This window comes from Corynebacterium spheniscorum (assembly GCF_900113445.1).
Taxonomy (GTDB): domain Bacteria; phylum Actinomycetota; class Actinomycetes; order Mycobacteriales; family Mycobacteriaceae; genus Corynebacterium; species Corynebacterium spheniscorum.
Map to the genome: position 1 here is coordinate 50,045 of NZ_FOPJ01000006.1, position 19,059 is coordinate 69,103.

Here is a 19,059-nt window from a genome sequence, read left to right on the forward strand (position 1 = left end):
GGCAAAGCTTGCCTCGAGGCAGGTGAGAGCTCTCACTTAACACAGCCTCATCCGGGGGTACGTTTGCATAAAAAATGGCCCCTTCGGTGAAGGAGCCACTCAAAGCTAGATTTTAGGCCTTTTCCTTAAGTTCCGGTTTTGCTTCTGCATTTCCGAGAACGTCGGCGAGCTTGGCAAGTCCGGTGCGGGCGTGCAGTTGCTGCCTAGTCACCGCCAGGTTCCAGCGCTTCGGAGTCAGCGCGTTCAGAACCCAGTTGATCACAGACACAAGACGGTTGCGGAAGCCAACCAGGAAGGACACGTGAACCATGAGCCACAGGATCCAACCAATAAAGCCAGTGACCTCCATCTTGCCCATCTTCACCACTGCATTGAAGCGGGAGATGGTAGCCATGGAGCCCTTATCGAAGAACTCGAAGGGCTCACGGGAGGTGGAGTCACGACCATCAGCTTCAGCAGCAATCTGGTCAGCAGCGTATTGGCCACCCTGGATAGCAACCTGAGCAACACCGGGCAGGCGATCCAGGCTCATCATGTCGCCAATGACGAAGACATTGTGCTTATCAGCAACAGTCAGGTCCTTGTTCACCGGGACGCGGCCGGCGCGGTCAACCTCAACGCCGCACTGCTCGGCAACCATCTTGCCCAGCGGGCTGGCAGCCACACCAGCGGACCAGATTTTGCAGAATGCCTCAACAGTGTGCTCGGACTCATCCACCGTGGACTTATAGGTGACGGAGTTTTCATCCACATTGGTCACCATGGCGTTCAGCTTGACCTCAACACCAAGCTTCTCCAGCTGACGCTGAGCATTGCGGCCCAGACGCTTGCCGAAGGGCGGCAGCACCTGCGGGGCGCCGTCGAGCAGCACAATCTTGGCGGAAGAGGTGGTGAAGTTGGTGTATTCTCCAGCTAGAGTGCGGTGAGCCATTTCGGCGAGCTGGCCAGCCAGCTCCACACCGGTGGGGCCAGCACCAACCACCACGAAGGTCAAGAGACGCTCACGCTCAGCCGGATCATCAGTCAGCTCAGCACGCTCGAAGGCACCCACGATGCGCGCACGCAGTTCCAGCGCGTCATCGAGGGTCTTCATACCCGGCGCAAACTCAGCGAAGTGATCATTGCCGAAGTAAGACTGCCCAGCACCAGCAGCAACGATTAGGTAATCGTATTCATAGGTGCGACGGTAATCATCCAGCTTCGCGGTGACAGTCTGCTTGTCGACATTAATGTCGGTGACTTCACCCTTGACCACGTGAGCATTATCTTGCTTGGCCAGAATCTGGCGGGTCGCAGGAGCGATTTCGCCGGAGGACAAAATGCCGGTGGCCACCTGGTACAGCAGCGGCTGGAAGAGGTGATGGTTGGTGCGGTCGATGACGGTGACCTCAACATCAGCGTCTTTGAGTTCGCGGGCAGCAAAGATGCCACCGAAGCCAGCACCAATGATGACTACGTGGGGGCGTCCGCCTTCGGGGCGGAAGGGAGCGTTCGTCATATGTGCGTCTCTCCTGTCGGGGTTGAAGGTTTCAAATTCTAGGTTTTATTGATTTTGACCCAGGAAAAGATGGGGTATGAAGGACCATCCTAGTCCGCACCCAAAGAAACAAAATTCTTTACCCCTGTATTAGTTCGAACATAATGTGTTCAACCGTACATATTGCCGAGCTTTTGTGATGTCAAACCGTCATTTGGCAGCTCATCTGCCTCAACCCACTAGAATGAATGCGAACCACGTACGCCCATCAAGGAGGTGAAGGCGCCATCGACGGAGCAGCCGGCACAGAAGCCCATATCGATCAACATCGCTGGCCCGGTATTGCCCAATTACCGCAGCTTCACTTCGCTAGCTCCCGCACCAAACATGAGGAGGCCCGCTTCGCCAGTGCCTGCCGCCGCGTCGGCATTGAACTCGCAGGTCAAAGCCCAGATATTACGATCGAATCTGATGCTCTTTTCCTCCGCATCGCCGATGCCGGCTGGCTGGGTTTAATGGAATCCTTCATGGCCGGGGAGTGGCGTGCGAAAGACCTTACGGACGTGCTTACGGGGCTGATCAAGGTCGGCTACGAGCCCACCAAAATAACGCTCGCCGGATTAAAACTTCGCCGTGCCAGCCACCTCAACCCCAGCGAAGAATTGGCTTCCATCCCACCAGAATTGATGAAACACTCCGCCGCCGATGGGATGAGTATTTTTTCTGCGGTTTTCCAATCAGGGGTATCTACCACGGTGCGTGAATCGGTGAATTCCTATGTCCGCGGGGCCGGAAAAGGCCGTGAACCGGCCCGGCATTTTGTGGATGTTACCGAGATTATCGCCCCAGTTAATGTCGAACGCGAAGACCTTGGTGCCGCCCAAATTCATGGCATTGAGATGCTCTTGGAGGCCGGTGAAGTTGGTGCCGGTACGCACCTGATGGTCTATCCCACCGTCGGTGGGGCAGTCGCTATGGCAGCGTCGCGTAAGAAAGCTACTGTCGATACCTTCACCCTCGATCCCAACATGGCCCTCGCGGTGGAAGAACGCCTCACCTTCGCGGGACTAAGCGATGCGGTGCACATCATCAACCCCACTGATATTCCCCAGCGGTGGGCAGGTGGTAGCCGCTATGACGCCGTCATTAGCATCGGCACCCTCGATACTTTATATCCGGCAGCCAAAAAACGGGTGCTTAAAGATATCGACCACATGTTGGTTGCTGGAGCTAAGGCTGTGCTCCAAACCGATATCCTCAAAGTCCGCGGCCAGGCCACGGATGCGATTGCTAGCCTGAGGGCGTATATGTGGCCAGGGTTGAGCTACCTAGAGACGGCCGATATTCACCGGATGGTGGACCGCAACACTTCATTGCGCGTGATCGCCGAAACCCACATCGGTGCCCACCAAGCCGATTCATTGAAGCTTCGCCGCGCGATCTTTGAGGGCAATCTCCGCGATGCTGCCGCAGATGGTTTTGATGTAGCTTATCGGCGTCTCTGGCGTTATCAACTTGCTCTTCGAGAGGCCCTGCTTCGCTGCGGGATCTTGGATACTGTGCAGCTCACTTTGCGCACCCGTCGGCGTTAGCTGGCAGCAAAAGAAGAATGCCCGCCCCAGGCGCAATCTGCCTGGGGCGGGCATTCTTAGGAACTGTGACTGCTTTAGATGGTGTTCATATCGTGGTGGCGGGTTTCGCGCATGAGTACAACTGCCAGCAACGAGATGGCCGAGACCACGATCAGATAGTAGCCAACTGAGGTGACACCATGGTTAGCGGCCAGGGCAGTGGCGATGAAGGGGGCCACGGCTGCGCCCAAGATGGAGGACACATTGTAGGAGATGCCAGAACCGGTATAGCGGACGTTCGTGGGGAACATTTCCGGGAGTACCGCGGACATCGGGCCGAAGATCATGCCCATCAAGAACATACCGATGGTCAGGAAGCTCAGAACACTGGTTTCGGTGGCGGTGTCGATATTCAGGAAGTAGTTGAAGCTGAACCCGAAGATGATGATGGCAACGGTGGTCCAACCCAGGGTGTTCTTGCGGCCCCAGGCATCAGCCAACCAACCAGATAGCGGGATACCCACCACGAAGGCCAGGATGGACAGCAGCTGCAGCTTCAGGAAGTGGGTGTAGGGAATACCCAGACCGAGGCCAGCTTCCTTGGACCCCAGGCCGTAGGAGAGCACCCAGGTGGTGACCAAGTAGAAGAGGGTGTAGCAGCCAACCATCACGAAGGTGCCGGAGATCAGCGGACGCCAGGCAACCTTAAAGACTTCGCGGAGCGGCTTATCAACCTTCTTGCCTTCGTTAACGGCATTTTGGAAGACGGGGGTCTCATCCAAACGCAGGCGAACATAAAGACCAACAGCAACCATGATGGCGGACAGCAGGAAGGGGATACGCCAACCCCAGGTCATGAAGGCGCCTTCAAGATCACCAGCGGTATGCCCCAGGGAGCTCACGATGATCAGGAAGAGACCATTTGCCAGGATGAAGCCGAAGGGAGCGCCCAGCTGCGGCCACATGGCTGCGCGAGCACGGCGGCCTTCAGCTGCGGTCTCGGTGGCCAGCAACGCGGCACCGGACCATTCGCCACCAAGGCCCAAGCCCTGGCAGAAACGCATCAGAGCCAGCAGGGCAGGGGCGATAATGCCAATGGAGGTGTAGGGCGGCAGCAACCCGATGATGAAGGTAGCAATACCCATGGTCAGCAGTGCGAACACCAAGGTAGCCTTGCGGCCCACGCGGTCACCAAAGTGGCCGAAGAGCACAGAGCCCAGCGGGCGGGCGATGAAGGCGAGGCCGAAGGTGGCGAAAGAGGCCAGCAGGCTGACGGTCGGGCTTTCGGCCTTCGGGAAGAATAGGTGCGGGAACACGGCCACAGCTGCGGTCGCATAAGCATAAAAGTCATAGAACTCGATGGTGGTGCCCACCGTCGAGGCGATAATCACGCGGTTTCTTTCGCGTTTCGTCAGCTCCTTCTGTGGAGCTTTGGCAGTCGTTGTGACAGCGGTAGTCATGGAGTTCCTCTCACATCCTGCGGAGTTGCGGTATGTGGGAGGAAGAATAAGTTTCTCACCTAGTGGAAGTCAACTCTCAACTAATGGGAAAATAGGGCAGGGGAGGAGCTTTAAAAATGAGAAAATCCTCTTACGTGCTGAGATAGCACCATAGAGGGCTCAATTATGGATTTTTGTTGTCTTTATCACATTCTGCCGGCAGCTTGCTTGGAGTGGTCGACAATCAAACCGTGGAAGGTTCCGAACTCCGCCGCAGAAAGAACGGGAAGATGCTGATCAAGGGCTCTTTTTGCGGCCTTGTAATTGGGGAATGAACCAAAGCCTCGACTAGCTAGCAGACGCCGCGCATAAAGGTCATAAATGAATAGCGGTCGCTGGTACACATAAAGCGCAATAGAGTCGGCAGTCTCATCGCCAATGCCACGCACAGATAATAACGACTTTCGTAACCGCGCAGTGTCCCATGAGCGGGCTTCAGCATCGTTATCAACAAACCACTGAGTTGCCTCACGTAGATACGTCGTCTTCACGCGGTAGAAGCCCGCAGAGTAAATCAGCTCTTGTAAACGCGGCAGCGGCAACTCTAAAAGTGTGTGTGGATCCAGAGCATCGGCGGCTTTGAGTTGAGCGATGGCGGTTTCTACATTGCGCCAGGAAGTGTTTTGGGTCAGTACCGCGCCGACGATAATTTCATAGCGGCTATCAGCCGGCCACCATGTGCTCAAAGCAGTAGTCGATTCCAGCTCTTTATAGAGGGCGAGTAGGTCTTGAGTCGTCTGGGTAGTCATGGAGGCTTCCGGACAGCGTAATTGTCATAATGTACATTATCGGCGCAATAACAGGAGGGCAACTATATGGCCCTATTAACGTCACTGACGTAATTCTGCCTGTTCTTCCCGTCTAGCGCGGTGCCCAACTACCAATTGGCTAATCGTCAGCAGCATCATCACTACCGCAAAGACCAGCAGCCACCAGGCCTGCCGATAAGCCACGTAAATGCCGAAGATCAATAAGGCCGCAAAGCGAACCCAGATCATCGGCAGCATCCGTGCGGCGGTACTCATTAGCGGCGCTCCAGATGCAGGCGAATATTCAGCTCGCCTTCCTCATCAACCTTTGCGGCAATAAACTCCGGAGTCTCCACCCCAAAGTCCAAACGGTTAATCGGCACATCCCCGGAGATCAAAATTGTGCGGCCATCACGGATTGCATCAAACTCGTGGGTAATTTCCTTCTTCTCGCCATGGATGATCATGTCGCCGGTTAAGGTGAGCTTCCCGGGTGTGCCATCATCCGGCAAAGCTGCCAGATCAGCTGGCTTGGTTAATTCGAAGCTTGCTTCGGGGAATTTATCGGTGTCGAGCAATTTGCGGCGGACATTGACATCACGGCGCATTTTGTCGGTGACGATATCAGTCATATCCACGGTGACCAAAGCCTCCGTTAACTGACCTTTCTTCACCTGACCTTCACCACTGACATCCTCCGTTGCTCCGGAGGTGGTCTTACGCTCACCGGGCAGAATCTCAAAGAAAGTGAAGCCCACCGCGGAGGTATTTGGCTTCTTCCCCTTGGTGACCTTCCACTCCCCGTCCAAGTCAACGGAGGCAGGTTTTGCATGGTCGTGGCGGAAACCAGTGACCTTCACCCCCGGCCCGGACATATGCGAATAGATAGTTGGTGCAACGGAAATTAACGCGATACCTAGCACCAAAATGGCGAAGATAGCGACGAGTCGTTTTTGTCCTTTTTGCATAATTGGGTGTCTACCTCAGTTTCTCGATCTCACGAGCCAAGTGTACGAGCTCTTCACAGAGCTCTTGGAGTTCTTCGGCTCCAGCGCCTTCCTGGGCTGCGGTGGAAATATCTTCCGCGGCGCATCGAAGCTCGTATAGATTATCGCGAAGTTCTTCCGCACGATGCGGTGCCATAATCACCGCATCTTCAGGAATGCTGGTACCGACTATGCCACGTCGCTGCTCATAGGCGCGCTGGCGACATGCTGGACGGCAATATTTACGCGGACGCCCACGGTTGGAAGTCTCAAACTCCCGACCGCACCAGGCACAGGTGGCCGTGGTACGACGGCGTGCCGCCATATGGGGGCTCATCGACTCTGCAGGCTCGTTCACCCTGATAACCATAGCCCAGGGGGTGGGGAACAAAACAGCGTGCCCCTTCGTTATACTGGCGTGTCTATGTTGTTGTAAGTGACAACATGCCTCCAAAAGGAAGTGGTGGGAGAAAAACATGGCAGATCGCGTTCTGCGCGGCAGCCGCATGGGTGCCGTTAGCTATGAGACCGACCGGGACCACGACCTGGCCCCGCGGCAGATGGTCAAATATCGCACCGACGCTGGTGAAGTTTATGAGGTCCCGTTTGCCGAGGATGCCGAGATTCCTGGCACCTGGATGTGCAAGAACGGCCAAATCGGCACCCTCATGGAAGGCGAAGGCGTGGAATCCAAGCCCGCCAAGCCACCGCGTACGCACTGGGATATGCTCTGCGAGCGCCGCACCATCGAAGAACTCGATGTGCTGCTGGAAGAGCGCATCGACCAGCTTCGTCGCCGTCGCCGCAATGCCGCGCGTTTGCTCAAGCAGCAAAAGGAAGAAGAAGAAAAGGCTGCCGCCGCAGCCGCAGCTGCGAAGAAGAAATAACCCTTAGCAGCCTGAAAAGCCGCATTCAGTTCATTTTGAATGCGGCTTTCGTCTTGGCCAGAGTTAGCGCTTGCGCTGGTACTGCTTTACAGTGTGCCCCACCATGCGGGAAATCTCCTCAGCAGCATTCTTAAGCTGCTCGCCGCGGTGCACCAAACCCCACTTGGTCACCTCAACCAGAGAGTCCTTCACGAAGCTGCCATCCAGCTTGGACTCACCAATCTCACGTTCGGTGAAGGTAATTGGCACCTCGCGCACATCGAAGTCCGCTTCGATTGCCCGCCAAGCTAAATCCACCTGGAAGATATAGCCAGCATTGGAAAGCTCATCTAAATCCATGGCTTCGAGCACCTCCCGGCGGTACGCCCGATAACCAGCGGTCATATCGGACAGCCCAGCACCAAGAGCTAAGGAAATATAGAGGTTTCCGCCCTTGGAGAGGATCCAACGCTTCTTCGGCCAATTCTTGACCTTGCCGCCCGGGATATAACGCGAACCGATAACCAGGTCAGCACCATCATCAATGGCAGCTAAAAGCAGGTGCAGTTGCTCCGGGGCATGCGAGCCATCGGCATCCATTTCGCAGAGCACGGTGTAGTCGCGCTCTAATCCCCATTGGAAACCCGCCACATAGGCGCCGCACAAACCGCCTTTTCCTTCGCGGTGCAGCACATGGACTTGGGGGTGTTCTGCGGCGAGCTTATCGGCGCGATCACCGGTGCCGTCGGGGGAATTATCGTCCACCACCAGCACATCCACCTGCGGTTGGGCTTTGATCACTCGGCCCACGATCAGCGGAAGGTTTTCCAGCTCATTGTAGGTGGGGATAATAACCAGGGTCTTGTCACTAGGTGCACTCATGGTTGAGGCTTACTCCTTGGGTGAGGTAGAGGCAGCGTTAGACCGCCGGGAAACAAGGATGCTTCCTAGAAGGCATAACGCGCCCATAATAACGAAGGCTAATTCAAGGTAGAAACCCCACCGTGCTGCTGGGGTGAGATTCTTATGCAATGGCAAGTCTTCTATCAGCGTGGCAGCTTCAAAAATCCCGGATGATTGGCTGACTTTTCCATCAGGATGCACCATCGCTGACACCCCACTGGTGGCCGCCACCACAACGGCGCGATCAAGTTCAATCGCTCGCATCCGGCTCATCGCCAGCTGCTGATAGCTCATATTCGTGAAACCAAAGGTGGCGTTATTAGTGGGTGTCGCCAATATTTCTGCGCCATTGAGTACCGCATCCCGATAAGCCGCATCCTCAATCACCTCATAACAGGTGGCCACCCCCACCGGGATCTCCGCTAACTGCACTACCCCATTGTCATCACCTGGCTGGAAATTACCGGCCTGATCCACCCAATGCGAAAAGTGGCGCAAGAAATCCCGCATGGGCATATATTCCCCAAAGGGCTGCAAATACTTCTTATCGTGCTGGGAGCTAATCCGGCCAGGATCATCCGGGGACACCACCACCATGGAGTTTCGTGGCCCCTCGTCAGTATGGGTAATGGTGCCCACCAGAATGGGGGCTTGGACATCTGCTAAGGCACCTGCCAACATCGCCCCGGCGCGCAGATCCTCAAAGGGATTCACATCGGCGGCATTCTCGGGCCAAATAATCGCATCTACTGGTTGGTCCAGCTGCTGGGTTTGACGCACATGGTTCGCTAAGACCGCGCGACGTTGGGCATTGAAATCCAAACCCAAGCGCGGCACGTTGCCTTGGATCGCCGCAAAGCGAGCGTGTGCCACATTCTCATCATCATGACGATGCTCAGCCACCAAACCGGTGCCGATCCCGGTGAGCATGGTTGCGGCAACAATCAGCACTGCCGGAACCATGGATTTATTGTTCACCAAGGCATGCGCCACGCTGCTGGCTACCAATACTACCGCCAGGGTGACCAGTGCTGGCCCACCTAGCTGCGCTAAGAAAGCTAAGGGGTTATTGATCTGGCCCCAGGCCAGCCGTACCCAAGCAAAGCCACCAAAAGGCCAATGGCTGCGTGCATACTCCATGGTGATCCAGATGAAGGGAAACATCAGCCAGCCATAGCGCTGGCGCGCCACCCACACCCCAGCAATGCCAAGCGGGATGCCATAAAGCGCCAGTACGGTAGCTAACGCAATAAAAGGTGGTTTACCCACAAACTCCCCCACCCACGGCAGCATGAGGTAGAACCAGGAGAATGCTTGGAGGAAACCTAAGAGTGCCCCGAATCTTAAGGAAGGCTGCTGCGTGTTCTCGGGGCCCCTCCAGGGGCTGAGTATCGCATAGAAGAGTGCCATCCCCACAATGGCGGCTGCACCCCACCCAAGTGGTTCAAAGGAGGCATAGACCAACAGCCCGGAGACTAAGGCCCCGAGGATGCGCAGAAGGTTCACTGCGCTTAACCCTGAAAATCTTTGGGGTCGAGATTGTCACGCCACTTCTTGATCTCTTCTTCATCCACCACATTGGGGTCATCGAAACGCCCATAGGTGAATTTCCGGGTCTCGGTGATGTGATAGGAACGCATCCCCACCATCTCGAGCTTCTCCCGGAACTTACGAGCCAAGAAACGGCGAATCAGGGAACGAGTCGGCGGCAGAATAAAGAGCAAACCTAGGAAGGTGGTGACCACCCCTGGTAGCGCCAATAAGAGCGCACCGGTGCCCACCAGACCGTAGTTACCGGCGGCCCGCCCAGCATTCATATTGGGGTTGGTGCGCATAGCTCGACCAATGGAGCGCATCTCATAGGCGGCTAAGGCGAGCCCACCGAAGAAAGCGATGATGAGTACCAGGATGGCCCACCCCACCCCCAGCCAGCTGGCTAGCAGGTAGAAGGCGAGTAATTCCACCAAGATATAGGGCAAAAGAATAGCTAAAGGCACATGGCCTACCCTACCGCGTGGCTGGCGTGCTCTTCAGTTGCCCGAGCATCCACGCAATATCGCGCCGGGCATGGCGATAATAAGGCAGCATGTGATTTAAGGTGGTTCGCCCCGGAATGCGGTGTCGCCCGCGCACCTCAAAGAGCAGATCCACCCCAGCGTTTTTCCAGATTCTGCCTAGGTGCTCGATGCTGCCAAAGGGCATGAGGTCATCAAAACGAGTAGCCCATAGCTTGATCGGCACCCCGGTTGGCGGGGTGGGGCGCGCCGGGTCATCAAGGCGGAGGCGAGCAAACTCAGCGCGTAACGCTGGTGGGCCAACAAAAAGCATTTCTAGGCGTTGGCGGTTAATGGTCCAATGCGAGGTATCGAAGGTGCCATAGCGGATCACGGTGGCGGTGGCGCATTGGTGCACGCAGGCATCCACAATCTTTTTTCCTCGCCGATTCAACCCACCTAGGGCTTCGCGGCTTAAGTCTTTGGTGCGCACCGCTAGCCCTGCAATGGCGTAGGCGATTAAGCCGGTGGCGCTGGTGCCATCAATACGGTGCAGGACTTCCCTTAGATGCACTGGTGGCGCACCTACCACCCCAACCCGCACCTTCGGTGGGGCGGACATAAGTGCTGCTGCAGCTGCTCCCCCACCTTGGGAGAATCCCCAGATGCCCACTGGCGCGTTAGGATTTACCAGGTGCTGCTTAGCGGCTTCGCTGTAGGCGGCATGCAGGGCGGCCGCGGCAGCATCATGGTCGCAATAAAGCTGTACTCCGCTATCCACATCGCGTGGGTGATCCACCATGATCACATCTGCCCCGCCGCGCAGCATCATTAAAGCCACGGGATGCTCATAGGCTAAAACGGCATCAAAATGCGGCCAGAATTTTAGGTGCACCCCCACCCGGGAGCTGGAAGAAGGATCACTATCTTTAGCCATGCCTTGGGTGCAGGGGGAAAATAGCACCACCGGCCGTTGCTGCTTCGAGGGGACGCGCAGCACCAGGGCCTTGCCTTGGGCTGCGAATTCGGGGATGTGGTAGGCCACGGTGGTGGCTTCTTCGCCTTTGATCAGCCCCACAACGCTGTGATGATCGCGGCGGAACAATTTTCTTAGCATAGAGCTGCCCACCGTCCAGCCGATGCAATACCAGCTAGGAAGGGGCAACTCAGACATGTCTTGTAAGTGTAGCGGGCTCTTGTAGAATCCTCAGCCATGAACCCTCGTTTCCCCACCCACGAGCATGCCCTTGGCCTGGTGTTTTATGGTCGGGAGAAAACTTGCGCTGAGCTTTTAGAAGAGATCGCACAGCGCGCTGAAGAACGCTCCACCACCGTCATCTGCTTAGCCACCGGGGATTTCATGCTGCCCACCGTGGACGAGTGGTTGCCGGAACACCAGCAGCAAGTGGCAAAAGAGGTGCGTTTCGCTGAGGAAACTCCCGCCACCCACACCCCAGTTGGTTGGTTAGATAACGGCGAGACCGTGGATCTGGCCTTTGGGTTCCGGGAAGGCAGCGTGGAACCGCAGCTGCTGAGGTTATTAGCGGCGATCCCCTACCCAATGAGCGTTCACTGTGGGGCGCGGATGAGGTTTTATGGTTTAGCCCCACTACATGCCGAGATCGTGGTCAAAGAGCTCGCCCCCAGGAACTTCATTTTTGATGAGAACTCGCCCTTCTTATTGCCCTTAACCTAAAAACTACTGCTGGCTCGACCAGCGATAAATCTGGCCCAAGGCTTCTTCCACACTGCTGGCGTGGTGGCGTGCCACCGAGGTCAACCAGCGGCGCTTGGGCCGGGCAACCAAGATCACCGGGATCCTTAACTCCTCGGCGGCAGCTAAGGTAATCGCCCCATCGGGGCTACCATCTTCGCGCAGCACAATGCCATCGATTTGGTAGTCGCGAATAAGCTGCTTTTCGCTTTCCCTACTGCGCTTTAACTCCGTTGTTTGGTGTAAATAATCCCCGGCAATATTGTGGATTTTCTCCCTCATCACCTGGTGCCTTGGCGGTAGAACACCTTCAAACTCTAGGCCTTCTACCAGGCGAAACACATACATATTATGCTCATCAGCGGCGAACTCCCCCACCTTCGGCCCCACATCTACTAACACGTGGTGATACTTCCGGGCGGCCTCAGCTGCCGCGGCATGCAAGGTTGGCAGCACTGTGGCGGGTGTCTGAAAAGACGCGGGGCTGAGCATAAAAAGCGGCACCCCGGTAGAAAGCGCGACTTCTGCGGCATCCACGGAGAGATCCTCTTCAAAAGGATGGCTGGCATCGACAATTAATTCCACGCCGTGGTCCCTAGCCCAGGCCACTAACTCCGCTGGGCCACCTAAACCACCCGGTAGAACCTCGGTGGCTAGTGGGTAAAGTCGCGGGCTGAGATCCGCATCCACAATGCTGGTGATCTGCCAGCCGCGCATGCTGAGTTCCTCGCCCAGATCACGGGCCAGGTAGGTGCCACCTACCAACAGGGTTCGCATCTGTTCCAACTCCTAACGCGGCATATGCCGCCAGATAGCGCGCGGCACCAGGCGCATAATCCACGCCAAGATCCGCAAACGCCCAGGAATCCATAGCGTAGCCGACCCACGCTTTTTCGACATGGCCTGCACAATCGCCTCAGCCACATCACCTGGATACACCGACATCGGAGCAGGCTTCATCCCCTGGGTCATCGAGCCAATCACAAACCCCGGGCGCGCAATAATAACCCGCAGCTTCGACCCATGCAGGCGATCCGCCAACCCCTGGGCAAAAGCATCCAACCCGGCTTTGGTGGAACCATACACATAATTCGCTCGGCGCGCCCGCCACCCAGCGATGGAACTAAAACACACCAAGGTCCCAGTTTCCATAACATCCGCCAATACGGTGAGCATGCTGATCTGTGCGGTGTAATCCACGGTTGCGATCTCCGCGACATGCGCCTCATCACTTTCACTACGCGCCGTATCCCCGAGGATCCCAAACGCCACCACCGCAACCTCGATGGGAGCAAGCGTATTCGCGTGTTCCACTAGCTCGCGATGCCCAGCTAAGTCCGTGGCTTCGAAGGATAATGTGTGCACCGCGCTCGCCCCGATCTCGAGAAGCTCATTCGCTAAACCCGCGCAGGCCTGAGGCCGCCGCGCCGCGAGAATCACGGGACGACCGGCGCCGAGTTTTAAGGCGAGTTCACGCCCAATATCGCTGGTTGCGCCGATAATCAGGAGCGCTTGTCGAGATCGTGGGCTAGGCATGGTGGTTTAGTTCCCGTGGGCAGTGGTTCAGGCGACGCACCCCATCTGCAGTAACTGAGACAATGTCTTCAATCCGGGCTCCGAAACGGCCCGGGAGGTAGATGCCGGGCTCGACGGAAAAACACATGCCTTCTTGGAGTTTGAGGGAGTTACCGGCCATTATGAAGGGCTCTTCGTGCAGCGATAGACCAATGCCGTGGCCGGTGCGGTGGATGAAATAATCGCCGTAGCCGGCGGCACTAATATGATCGCGGGCAACCTGGTCGATAAACGCCGCGCTGACGCCGGGGCGGATGGCCTGAACCGCGGCCTCCTGGGCGGCGTAGAGCACCTCGTAGAGGGCGAGGAAATCCGGGTGCGGGGCGGCGCCTTCAACCAGGTAGGTGCGGGTGCAATCGGAGTGATAGCCGGGGCCGAGACTACCACCCAGATCCACCACCACCGGGTCACCGGGGCTTAAGCGGCGATCGGAAAAACTATGGTGCGGAAGCGCGCCGTTGGGGCCGGAACCGACGATGATGAAGTCCACGCCGCCGTCGTGTTCTTCGCGGATGAGGGCGTCGATATCACTGGCGACCTCAGCTTCGGTGCGGCCGGGTTGTAGGAGCGCTGGGACCTGCTGGTGTACGCGGTCGATGGCAGCGCCGGCGGCAGAAAGCTGCTCAATTTCGGCGGCATCTTTGCTCATGAATACCTCCGCTAAGGTGCGGGCGGCTAGCACCGTTGTGCGCGGCGCCAGAAGCTCCTGGAGGCGCAGCACGTGGGTAGCGGACAGATCCGAACCCAAGCCGATGGGGGTGTTGCCTATCAGCGCATCGGCGGCGAGTTGGTGTGGGTCTTCCCCATCGACCCAGCCGCGCACTTGGATATCCAACTGCGGGACCGCAGAGTGCTGCAGCTCCCCTGCATCCACCCCGGGGAGTAAGAACACCATCTGCCCGTGGGCGGGGATGATTAAGGCGGTGAGCCGCTCATGGGTGCTGGCCCAACTGCCGCATAGATACGCCAGCTCCGGGCCGGTGCCGATAATCACACCGCCTAAGCCATGGTGGGTACACAGTTCACGTACTTTCTCAAGGCGTTCGCGGTACACCGCGGTGGGGAATAAAGAAGGCATGTCCCCCATCCTATTCCGGGGCTCTATTAGGGTGGTGAGCCATGACCACGACGGTGAGAATCAGCGAACCTGGGGGCACCTTTTGTAGTGGCGTGCTTATTGCCCCGGACCTGAACGCCTACCCCAAGGCCCGCACCCGCCTGGTTTTAAGCTGCGCACATTTCCTGCGCAAACACCCCTGCCCCTTTGAGGTGCAGGCACCGGGGATGCCTAAGAACCAACTTATTGATGTGCGCTGCCAAAAATTTGGGGACCTAGCCGTAGGGCTACTAGCAACCCCTGCCCCACCGCGGAAGCTGATGGCGCTTTCGAGTCGCCGCGGCCAGTTGTGGCGCACCCGCACCTGTACCTCTGGTTATGGCGGCGGTGAAACCCAGGAGCTCAAGCATCGCTTCGGCCGCATCCTCTGGCCGATCCCCTGGGCCTTTGCGCGGGATTTTTCCACCCATGTGCGTGGTGGGGCGACCTTGTGGAATAACCCCAAGGTGGTGCGCGGGGATTCCGGGGGGCCGGTATGCCAAGGCGAGGAGATCATTGGGGTGCAATCGCTGATTATGGATCCCCTCGGGGTGGACCTGGGGTTAGCAACCACCTCCCAGGTGGCTCCTTTTAAGCAGTGGATGCACCACGCTATTAAGGAGCTCTACCTGGCCAATGAGGTGCAGGACAGCTAGCGAATGCTTAGCGACCGATGGCGACGACGCTGCGGCGGATCGCATTAATCGCCCGCCGCGCAGTCTTAGCAAGCTGCTGGGCATGCTCTTCTTCTTGTTCCCCAGCCACCGCATTGATCTGTTGAAGCACATCCACCAATTGCCGGCAGGTGCGCACAAAATCACCGGGGCTTAACTCCGCCCCACAAGCTGCGGCCGCACCAAGGCAATAATCCAACGGTGCACCAGCAGTCCACTGGTGTGCCGCCAAAGCGAAATGCGGTTGCGGTTCCGGGGTGAAAGGCAAACGAAGCTTTTCTTCCTCCCGCGCAATGCTGGCCCATAATGCGGTGGTTTCATTCATCGCCTCAGCCATCGCCTCGGTGGGTGCATTGTCATTAAAGAAACCACGATCACGGCGGTTTTCGAAGGTACAAAGGCTCACTACCCCCGCTAGCTCTGCTGGGTCCAGGCCCTCCCACACGCGATGTTCTAAGCATTCTGCGATCAGCAGATCCGCACCGGCATGGATCCGGGCGAGGGTGTGCCCAGCTTCGGTGAGCTCCACGCGCCGGGTGGGTTGGCTCTCTTCATCAACCGGTGGATCGATATGGGAGCTGACATAACCGAAGTTTTCCAACAACTCCAAAATGGCGTGGAAGCTACGGATCAGCGAACCTGAATCGCTTTCCACCTCGCGGGCGAGCTTGCGTGCCACTGCCCGGGAGCGGCTGACACTATGCGCCAAGCTGGCGAGGTGTTCGCGTACATCCTTAGGTAGGCGGTGGGCGGGATGCTGGCGCATCTCTTCTCTTAACGCGGTGACCTTCTTATTGGGTCGGAACCGCGGGGTGAGCCGCATCTTCTTGGGGCTTTGCAGGCGGGTGCGCCTAAGGATCGCCAGGGCGTGCTTGGCATCTGATTTAGGTACCAAGCGACCCTTGCCGCGGCCCAGCACGATGGGGGCTACCCCGAAGTCTTCTACCCCAAGGCGTTTAACGCTGCCATCTTTGAACACAAAAAGCGGGCGCGGATCCTGGTGATCGCGGGCCGGCTGCAAAATGATTGCCTGCATTGGGCGTTTTTGTTTCTTGGTAGGCAACGCCAGGATCTCGCCTTTTTCCAGCCGCCTTAACGTGGTGAGGATTTCCTTGCGATGAGATTCCAAGGACGCCGAGCGTGCCTCACGTTCGGCCTCGCTGATTTTCCGGCGAAGATCCACATAGCTGAGGATTTCTTCCGGGGAGATCTCAATATCCTCATGCTCATCCACAATTGCCGCGGCGGTGGCCTCGAAGGCCTCTTGGGATTCGCTGGCTTCATTGCGGGCGCGTTCGAGTTTGGCGGCCACATCAACTACGGCCGCATCGGTTTGGAATTGGGCGAAGGAGCGACTGATCAGCCTGGTTGCTGCTGTTAAGCCAATGGTGTTCACCAGGTTCACGGACATGTTGTAGCCCGGCGCGAAAGTAGAGATCAACGGGTAGGTGCGGGTACTTGCCAGGCCGGCGACTTCGCGGGGATCCATCCCTGGTGCCCATTGGACGACAGCATTGCCGATGGTGTCGATACCGCGGCGCCCGGCGCGCCCGGTGAGCTGGGTGTATTGGCCTGGGGTGAGATCCACGTGGGCTTCGCCATTGAATTTCACCAGTTTTTCTAGCAGCACGGTGCGCGCCGGCATATTAATACCCAAGGCCAGGGTTTCGGTGGCGAAGACTACTTTGAGCAGGCCTTTGACGAAGAGTTTTTCGACGATATGGCGGAAGGCAGGCAGCATGCCGGCGTGGTGTGCGGCAAAGCCGCGCATAAGTGCGCCGCGCCAACGGTGGAAGTCGAGGACCTCGAGTTCTTCTTGGGGGATGTCGGCCACGCCTTTATCAATGATGGCGGCGATCTCGGAGGCTTCTTCGTGGGTGGATAATTCCAGGCGAGCACCTAGGCATTGCATGACTGCCCCATCGCAGCCAGCGCGGGAGAAGATAAACACAATGGCCGGCAGCATGCCTTGGCCATAGAGCAGCCGGATGGCTTCGGGGCGCCCCAGTGGGCGGGGGCTGCGGCTAGGTGCGGCAGAGATTTCTAGGGGTTTGCGGCCACGGCGGCTCCGGGAGCGAAACCCTGGACGGTCGACGTATTCGAAGGGGGCATCATCATTGGGGTCGAAGCTTCGCCCATCGCGGAAGGCGGGATGGGTTTTTTCGATTCTTTCCACCAGGTTGGGGTTCACCGGGGTGGCGGAATCCCCTGCTTTAAAGAGCGGGTGGAGTTCTTTTCCGAAGAGCATCCACTGATCTAGTGGCACGGGGCGGTGCTCAGAAACAATGACTTTGGTGTCGCCGCGTACGGAGCTTAACCAGCGGCCGAATTCTTCGGAGTTAGAAACAGTGGCGGATAACCCAATGATGCTGATGTAATCAGGCAGGTTGAGGATCACTTCTTCCCACACCGCACCGCGAGAGGCATCAGCGAGGAAGTGGATTTCATCCATGACGACGTGGCTGAGTCGCTCGAGGGTACTGGAGCCGGCGTAGATCATATTGCGCAGCACTTCGGTGGTCATGACCACCACATCAGCGCTGCCGTTAATGGATACATCGCCGGTGAGTAGGCCGACGCGTTCTTCCCCGTAGGTGTCTACGAGGTCGTGGTATTTCTGGTTGCTGAGTGCCTTAATGGGTGTGGTGTAGAAGCATTTGGTGCCGCGGCTTAGAGCGAGTGAGACTGCGAATTCACCGACTACGGTTTTTCCGGCACCGGTGGGTGCGCAGACTAAAACCCCATGGCCTTCCTCAACGGCTTGGCAGCCTTCTTCTTGGAAAGGATCCATGGGGAATCCGAGGTGTGTAGCGAATTCCTCAAGGTGACTCATGCTCACCACGCTACGTGAGGTTAAGAGCTAGAGCACGTCGGAAAAGTCTGGGCCTTGTGGCCCACCGAAAGCACCTGGTGCCGGCGGGGTCTGTGGGTTCACCGGTTGGTTCCTCGGAGCTGGGCTTGGCGATGGAGGCGCCGTTGGTATCGGGCGGGTGGGCATCACCGGAGCGGCACTGGGGTTAATAGGTTCCGGGCGCGGAATCGGCGCGCTTGCTGCAGCTACCTCATCGGGACCAAGGGTGGAGGCCTGATCATCATCAAGATCCAGCCAGTCCGGGCGTTGACGTTTACGGCGCTTATCGTTGAGGCGGCAGAACTGCATGGCGATCTCCACCAAAGCGGTGAGCGCGCAGGCCAGCACCGTCATACTGAAGGGGTCACCGCCGGGGGTCATAAAGGCGGCGAAGATGAAAAGCACCACGATGATCATGCGGCGTTTTTCTTTAATGTTCTCGTATTCGATGATGCCCACAATATTGAGCATCGCGATGATCAACGGCACTTCGAAGCTCACGCCGAAAATCACCAACAGGGCAAGCAGGAAGCCGAAGTAGGCGTGACCAGTCAGCGCGGTGGTTTGAACCTGGTCACCGATGGTGAGTAGGAAGGCCAGACCGAAGTGCACCACGGTGTAGGCCAAGGCAGCACCGATGAGGAAGAGGATCACCGCAATGGTGACGAAAGAGAACGTCCACTTGCGTTCATTCTTGTGCAAGCCCGGGGTAATAAACGCCCAGATTTGGTAAAGCCACACAGGTGAGGAAATAACGCTACCGGCGAGCGCGCCAACCTTTAGGCGCAGCATGAACATTTCAAAAGGTCCGGTGGCCAGCAGGCGGCACTCCCCATCGAAGGAGAAATCCGCGCGGCTTGCCGGTGGCAGCGCGCAATAGGGTTCGCGCAGAATATCGCCGAGTGAAGGGATGGACCTAAACCCCAGGGCGGGGATTCCCGGCAGGGTGGTTTGGTACCAGATGAATCCCAGAATGGTGCCGCCGATAAAAGCGAGCAGGGAGATAATCACGCGGCGGCGTAATTCGCGCAGGTGCTCCACCAAAGACATGGAACCGTCAGTATTTTTCCGACGTTTCGCGGCCCGCCAGCGGGATGCATTGCT

At 57.4% G+C, this 19,059-nt stretch carries 19 protein-coding genes; 4 read left to right on the forward strand and 15 right to left on the reverse strand.

Features of this window, described 5'->3' with window-relative positions; genetic code table 11:
- Window positions 1-112: 112 nt before the first annotated feature.
- Window positions 113-1,498 carry an NAD(P)/FAD-dependent oxidoreductase gene (locus tag BMZ01_RS06045; RefSeq protein ID WP_092285493.1) on the reverse strand — a complete coding sequence of 462 codons (1,386 nt, stop codon included), beginning with the start codon at window positions 1,496-1,498 and terminating at the stop codon, window positions 113-115.
- 227 nt (window positions 1,499-1,725) lie between these two features.
- Here BMZ01_RS06045 and BMZ01_RS06050 point away from each other — a divergent pair, with 227 nt between their 5' ends.
- Complete coding sequence (locus BMZ01_RS06050; RefSeq protein WP_092285495.1) at window positions 1,726-3,069, forward strand: SAM-dependent methyltransferase; 1,344 nt, start codon at window positions 1,726-1,728, stop codon at window positions 3,067-3,069.
- Between the two features lie 74 nt (window positions 3,070-3,143).
- Here BMZ01_RS06050 and BMZ01_RS06055 read toward each other — a convergent pair whose 3' ends face one another.
- From BMZ01_RS06055 to BMZ01_RS06075, 5 genes are all read right to left on the reverse strand, one after another.
- Window positions 3,144-4,508 (reverse strand): MFS transporter, encoded by a 1,365-nt coding sequence (locus BMZ01_RS06055; RefSeq protein WP_092285497.1) that lies wholly within the window; start codon window positions 4,506-4,508, stop codon window positions 3,144-3,146.
- A gap of 185 nt (window positions 4,509-4,693) precedes the next feature.
- Entirely contained in the window at window positions 4,694-5,296 is a 603-nt protein-coding gene (locus BMZ01_RS06060) for an endonuclease III domain-containing protein (protein WP_092285499.1), read from the reverse strand.
- Between the two features lie 81 nt (window positions 5,297-5,377).
- Window positions 5,378-5,572: a hypothetical protein gene (locus BMZ01_RS06065; protein WP_092285501.1), complete on the reverse strand. Its 195-nt coding sequence runs from the start codon at window positions 5,570-5,572 to the stop codon at window positions 5,378-5,380.
- Window positions 5,572-6,264, reverse strand: a complete 693-nt coding sequence (locus BMZ01_RS06070) for a YceI family protein (protein ID WP_177180087.1) — start codon at window positions 6,262-6,264, stop codon at window positions 5,572-5,574. Before BMZ01_RS06070 ends, BMZ01_RS06065 begins: the two co-directional genes overlap by 1 nt.
- Window positions 6,265-6,274: 10 nt before the next feature.
- Window positions 6,275-6,607: a hypothetical protein gene (locus BMZ01_RS06075; protein WP_092285505.1), complete on the reverse strand. Its 333-nt coding sequence runs from the start codon at window positions 6,605-6,607 to the stop codon at window positions 6,275-6,277.
- Between the two features lie 151 nt (window positions 6,608-6,758).
- On the opposite strand from BMZ01_RS06075, the gene BMZ01_RS06080 reads away from it, so the two are divergent.
- Complete coding sequence (locus BMZ01_RS06080; RefSeq protein WP_092285507.1) at window positions 6,759-7,169, forward strand: RNA polymerase-binding protein RbpA; 411 nt, start codon at window positions 6,759-6,761, stop codon at window positions 7,167-7,169.
- Between the two features lie 63 nt (window positions 7,170-7,232).
- On the opposite strand, the gene BMZ01_RS06085 is transcribed toward BMZ01_RS06080, so the two are convergent.
- From BMZ01_RS06085 to BMZ01_RS06100, 4 genes are read right to left on the reverse strand one after another with little or no spacing between them, the layout of a single operon-like run.
- Window positions 7,233-8,030, reverse strand: coding sequence for a polyprenol monophosphomannose synthase (locus BMZ01_RS06085; protein ID WP_092285509.1), 798 nt, complete (start codon window positions 8,028-8,030; stop codon window positions 7,233-7,235).
- Between the two features lie 9 nt (window positions 8,031-8,039).
- The gene (gene lnt, locus BMZ01_RS06090) at window positions 8,040-9,557 is read right to left on the reverse strand and encodes an apolipoprotein N-acyltransferase (protein WP_223845801.1); all 1,518 of its coding nucleotides are present in this window, start codon (window positions 9,555-9,557) and stop codon (window positions 8,040-8,042) included.
- Window positions 9,558-9,562: 5 nt separating this feature from the next.
- Window positions 9,563-10,048 carry an FxsA family protein gene (locus tag BMZ01_RS06095; RefSeq protein WP_092285511.1) on the reverse strand — a complete coding sequence of 162 codons (486 nt, stop codon included), beginning with the start codon at window positions 10,046-10,048 and terminating at the stop codon, window positions 9,563-9,565.
- A 10-nt stretch (window positions 10,049-10,058) separates the two neighbouring features.
- Window positions 10,059-11,219, reverse strand: coding sequence for a lipase family protein (locus BMZ01_RS06100; RefSeq protein WP_092285513.1), 1,161 nt, complete (start codon window positions 11,217-11,219; stop codon window positions 10,059-10,061).
- A gap of 39 nt (window positions 11,220-11,258) precedes the next feature.
- Between BMZ01_RS06100 and BMZ01_RS06105 the strand changes: the two genes are divergently transcribed.
- On the forward strand, window positions 11,259-11,741 hold the full coding sequence (locus tag BMZ01_RS06105; protein WP_092285515.1) for a hypothetical protein: 483 nt from the start codon (window positions 11,259-11,261) through the stop codon (window positions 11,739-11,741).
- 3 nt (window positions 11,742-11,744) lie between these two features.
- Here the strand turns inward: BMZ01_RS06105 and BMZ01_RS06110 are convergent, their stop codons facing one another.
- From BMZ01_RS06110 to BMZ01_RS06120, 3 genes are read right to left on the reverse strand one after another with little or no spacing between them, the layout of a single operon-like run.
- A complete protein-coding gene (locus BMZ01_RS06110; RefSeq protein WP_092285517.1) occupies window positions 11,745-12,536 on the reverse strand; it encodes a precorrin-6A/cobalt-precorrin-6A reductase in 792 nt (263 codons plus the stop codon).
- 12 nt (window positions 12,537-12,548) lie between these two features.
- On the reverse strand, window positions 12,549-13,295 hold the full coding sequence (locus BMZ01_RS06115) for an SDR family oxidoreductase (protein WP_092285519.1): 747 nt from the start codon (window positions 13,293-13,295) through the stop codon (window positions 12,549-12,551).
- Complete coding sequence (locus tag BMZ01_RS06120; RefSeq protein ID WP_395890412.1) at window positions 13,288-14,412, reverse strand: M24 family metallopeptidase; 1,125 nt, start codon at window positions 14,410-14,412, stop codon at window positions 13,288-13,290. The genes BMZ01_RS06115 and BMZ01_RS06120 overlap by 8 nt, the downstream gene beginning before the upstream one ends.
- Before the next feature lie 41 nt (window positions 14,413-14,453).
- Between BMZ01_RS06120 and BMZ01_RS06125 the strand changes: the two genes are divergently transcribed.
- Window positions 14,454-15,086: a trypsin-like peptidase domain-containing protein gene (locus tag BMZ01_RS06125; RefSeq protein ID WP_143067454.1), complete on the forward strand. Its 633-nt coding sequence runs from the start codon at window positions 14,454-14,456 to the stop codon at window positions 15,084-15,086.
- A gap of 7 nt (window positions 15,087-15,093) precedes the next feature.
- On the opposite strand, the gene BMZ01_RS06130 is transcribed toward BMZ01_RS06125, so the two are convergent.
- Complete coding sequence (locus tag BMZ01_RS06130; RefSeq protein WP_177180088.1) at window positions 15,094-17,937, reverse strand: DEAD/DEAH box helicase; 2,844 nt, start codon at window positions 17,935-17,937, stop codon at window positions 15,094-15,096.
- A gap of 27 nt (window positions 17,938-17,964) precedes the next feature.
- The gene (tatC, locus tag BMZ01_RS06135; RefSeq protein ID WP_092285622.1) at window positions 17,965-19,005 is read right to left on the reverse strand and encodes a twin-arginine translocase subunit TatC; all 1,041 of its coding nucleotides are present in this window, start codon (window positions 19,003-19,005) and stop codon (window positions 17,965-17,967) included.
- Between the last annotated feature and the right edge of the window lie 54 nt (window positions 19,006-19,059).

Excerpts from the sequence above, each read along its gene's own strand:
- BMZ01_RS06045 (WP_092285493.1), bottom strand. The coding sequence starts at position 1,498 with ATGACGAACGCTCCCTTCCGCCCCGAAGGCGGACGCCCCCACGTAGTC.
- BMZ01_RS06050 (WP_092285495.1), top strand. The coding sequence starts at position 1,726 with ATGCGAACCACGTACGCCCATCAAGGAGGTGAAGGCGCCATCGACGGA.
- BMZ01_RS06055 (WP_092285497.1), bottom strand. The coding sequence starts at position 4,508 with ATGACTACCGCTGTCACAACGACTGCCAAAGCTCCACAGAAGGAGCTG.
- BMZ01_RS06060 (WP_092285499.1), bottom strand. The coding sequence starts at position 5,296 with ATGACTACCCAGACGACTCAAGACCTACTCGCCCTCTATAAAGAGCTG.
- BMZ01_RS06065 (WP_092285501.1), bottom strand. The coding sequence starts at position 5,572 with ATGAGTACCGCCGCACGGATGCTGCCGATGATCTGGGTTCGCTTTGCG.
- BMZ01_RS06070 (WP_177180087.1), bottom strand. The coding sequence starts at position 6,264 with ATGCAAAAAGGACAAAAACGACTCGTCGCTATCTTCGCCATTTTGGTG.
- BMZ01_RS06075 (WP_092285505.1), bottom strand. The coding sequence starts at position 6,607 with ATGGCGGCACGCCGTCGTACCACGGCCACCTGTGCCTGGTGCGGTCGG.
- BMZ01_RS06080 (WP_092285507.1), top strand. The coding sequence starts at position 6,759 with ATGGCAGATCGCGTTCTGCGCGGCAGCCGCATGGGTGCCGTTAGCTAT.
- BMZ01_RS06085 (WP_092285509.1), bottom strand. The coding sequence starts at position 8,030 with ATGAGTGCACCTAGTGACAAGACCCTGGTTATTATCCCCACCTACAAT.
- BMZ01_RS06100 (WP_092285513.1), bottom strand. The coding sequence starts at position 11,219 with ATGTCTGAGTTGCCCCTTCCTAGCTGGTATTGCATCGGCTGGACGGTG.
- BMZ01_RS06105 (WP_092285515.1), top strand. The coding sequence starts at position 11,259 with ATGAACCCTCGTTTCCCCACCCACGAGCATGCCCTTGGCCTGGTGTTT.
- BMZ01_RS06110 (WP_092285517.1), bottom strand. The coding sequence starts at position 12,536 with ATGCGAACCCTGTTGGTAGGTGGCACCTACCTGGCCCGTGATCTGGGC.
- BMZ01_RS06115 (WP_092285519.1), bottom strand. The coding sequence starts at position 13,295 with ATGCCTAGCCCACGATCTCGACAAGCGCTCCTGATTATCGGCGCAACC.
- BMZ01_RS06120 (WP_395890412.1), bottom strand. The coding sequence starts at position 14,412 with ATGCCTTCTTTATTCCCCACCGCGGTGTACCGCGAACGCCTTGAGAAA.
- BMZ01_RS06125 (WP_143067454.1), top strand. The coding sequence starts at position 14,454 with ATGACCACGACGGTGAGAATCAGCGAACCTGGGGGCACCTTTTGTAGT.
- BMZ01_RS06130 (WP_177180088.1), bottom strand. The coding sequence starts at position 17,937 with ATGAGTCACCTTGAGGAATTCGCTACACACCTCGGATTCCCCATGGAT.
- tatC (WP_092285622.1), bottom strand. The coding sequence starts at position 19,005 with ATGTCTTTGGTGGAGCACCTGCGCGAATTACGCCGCCGCGTGATTATC.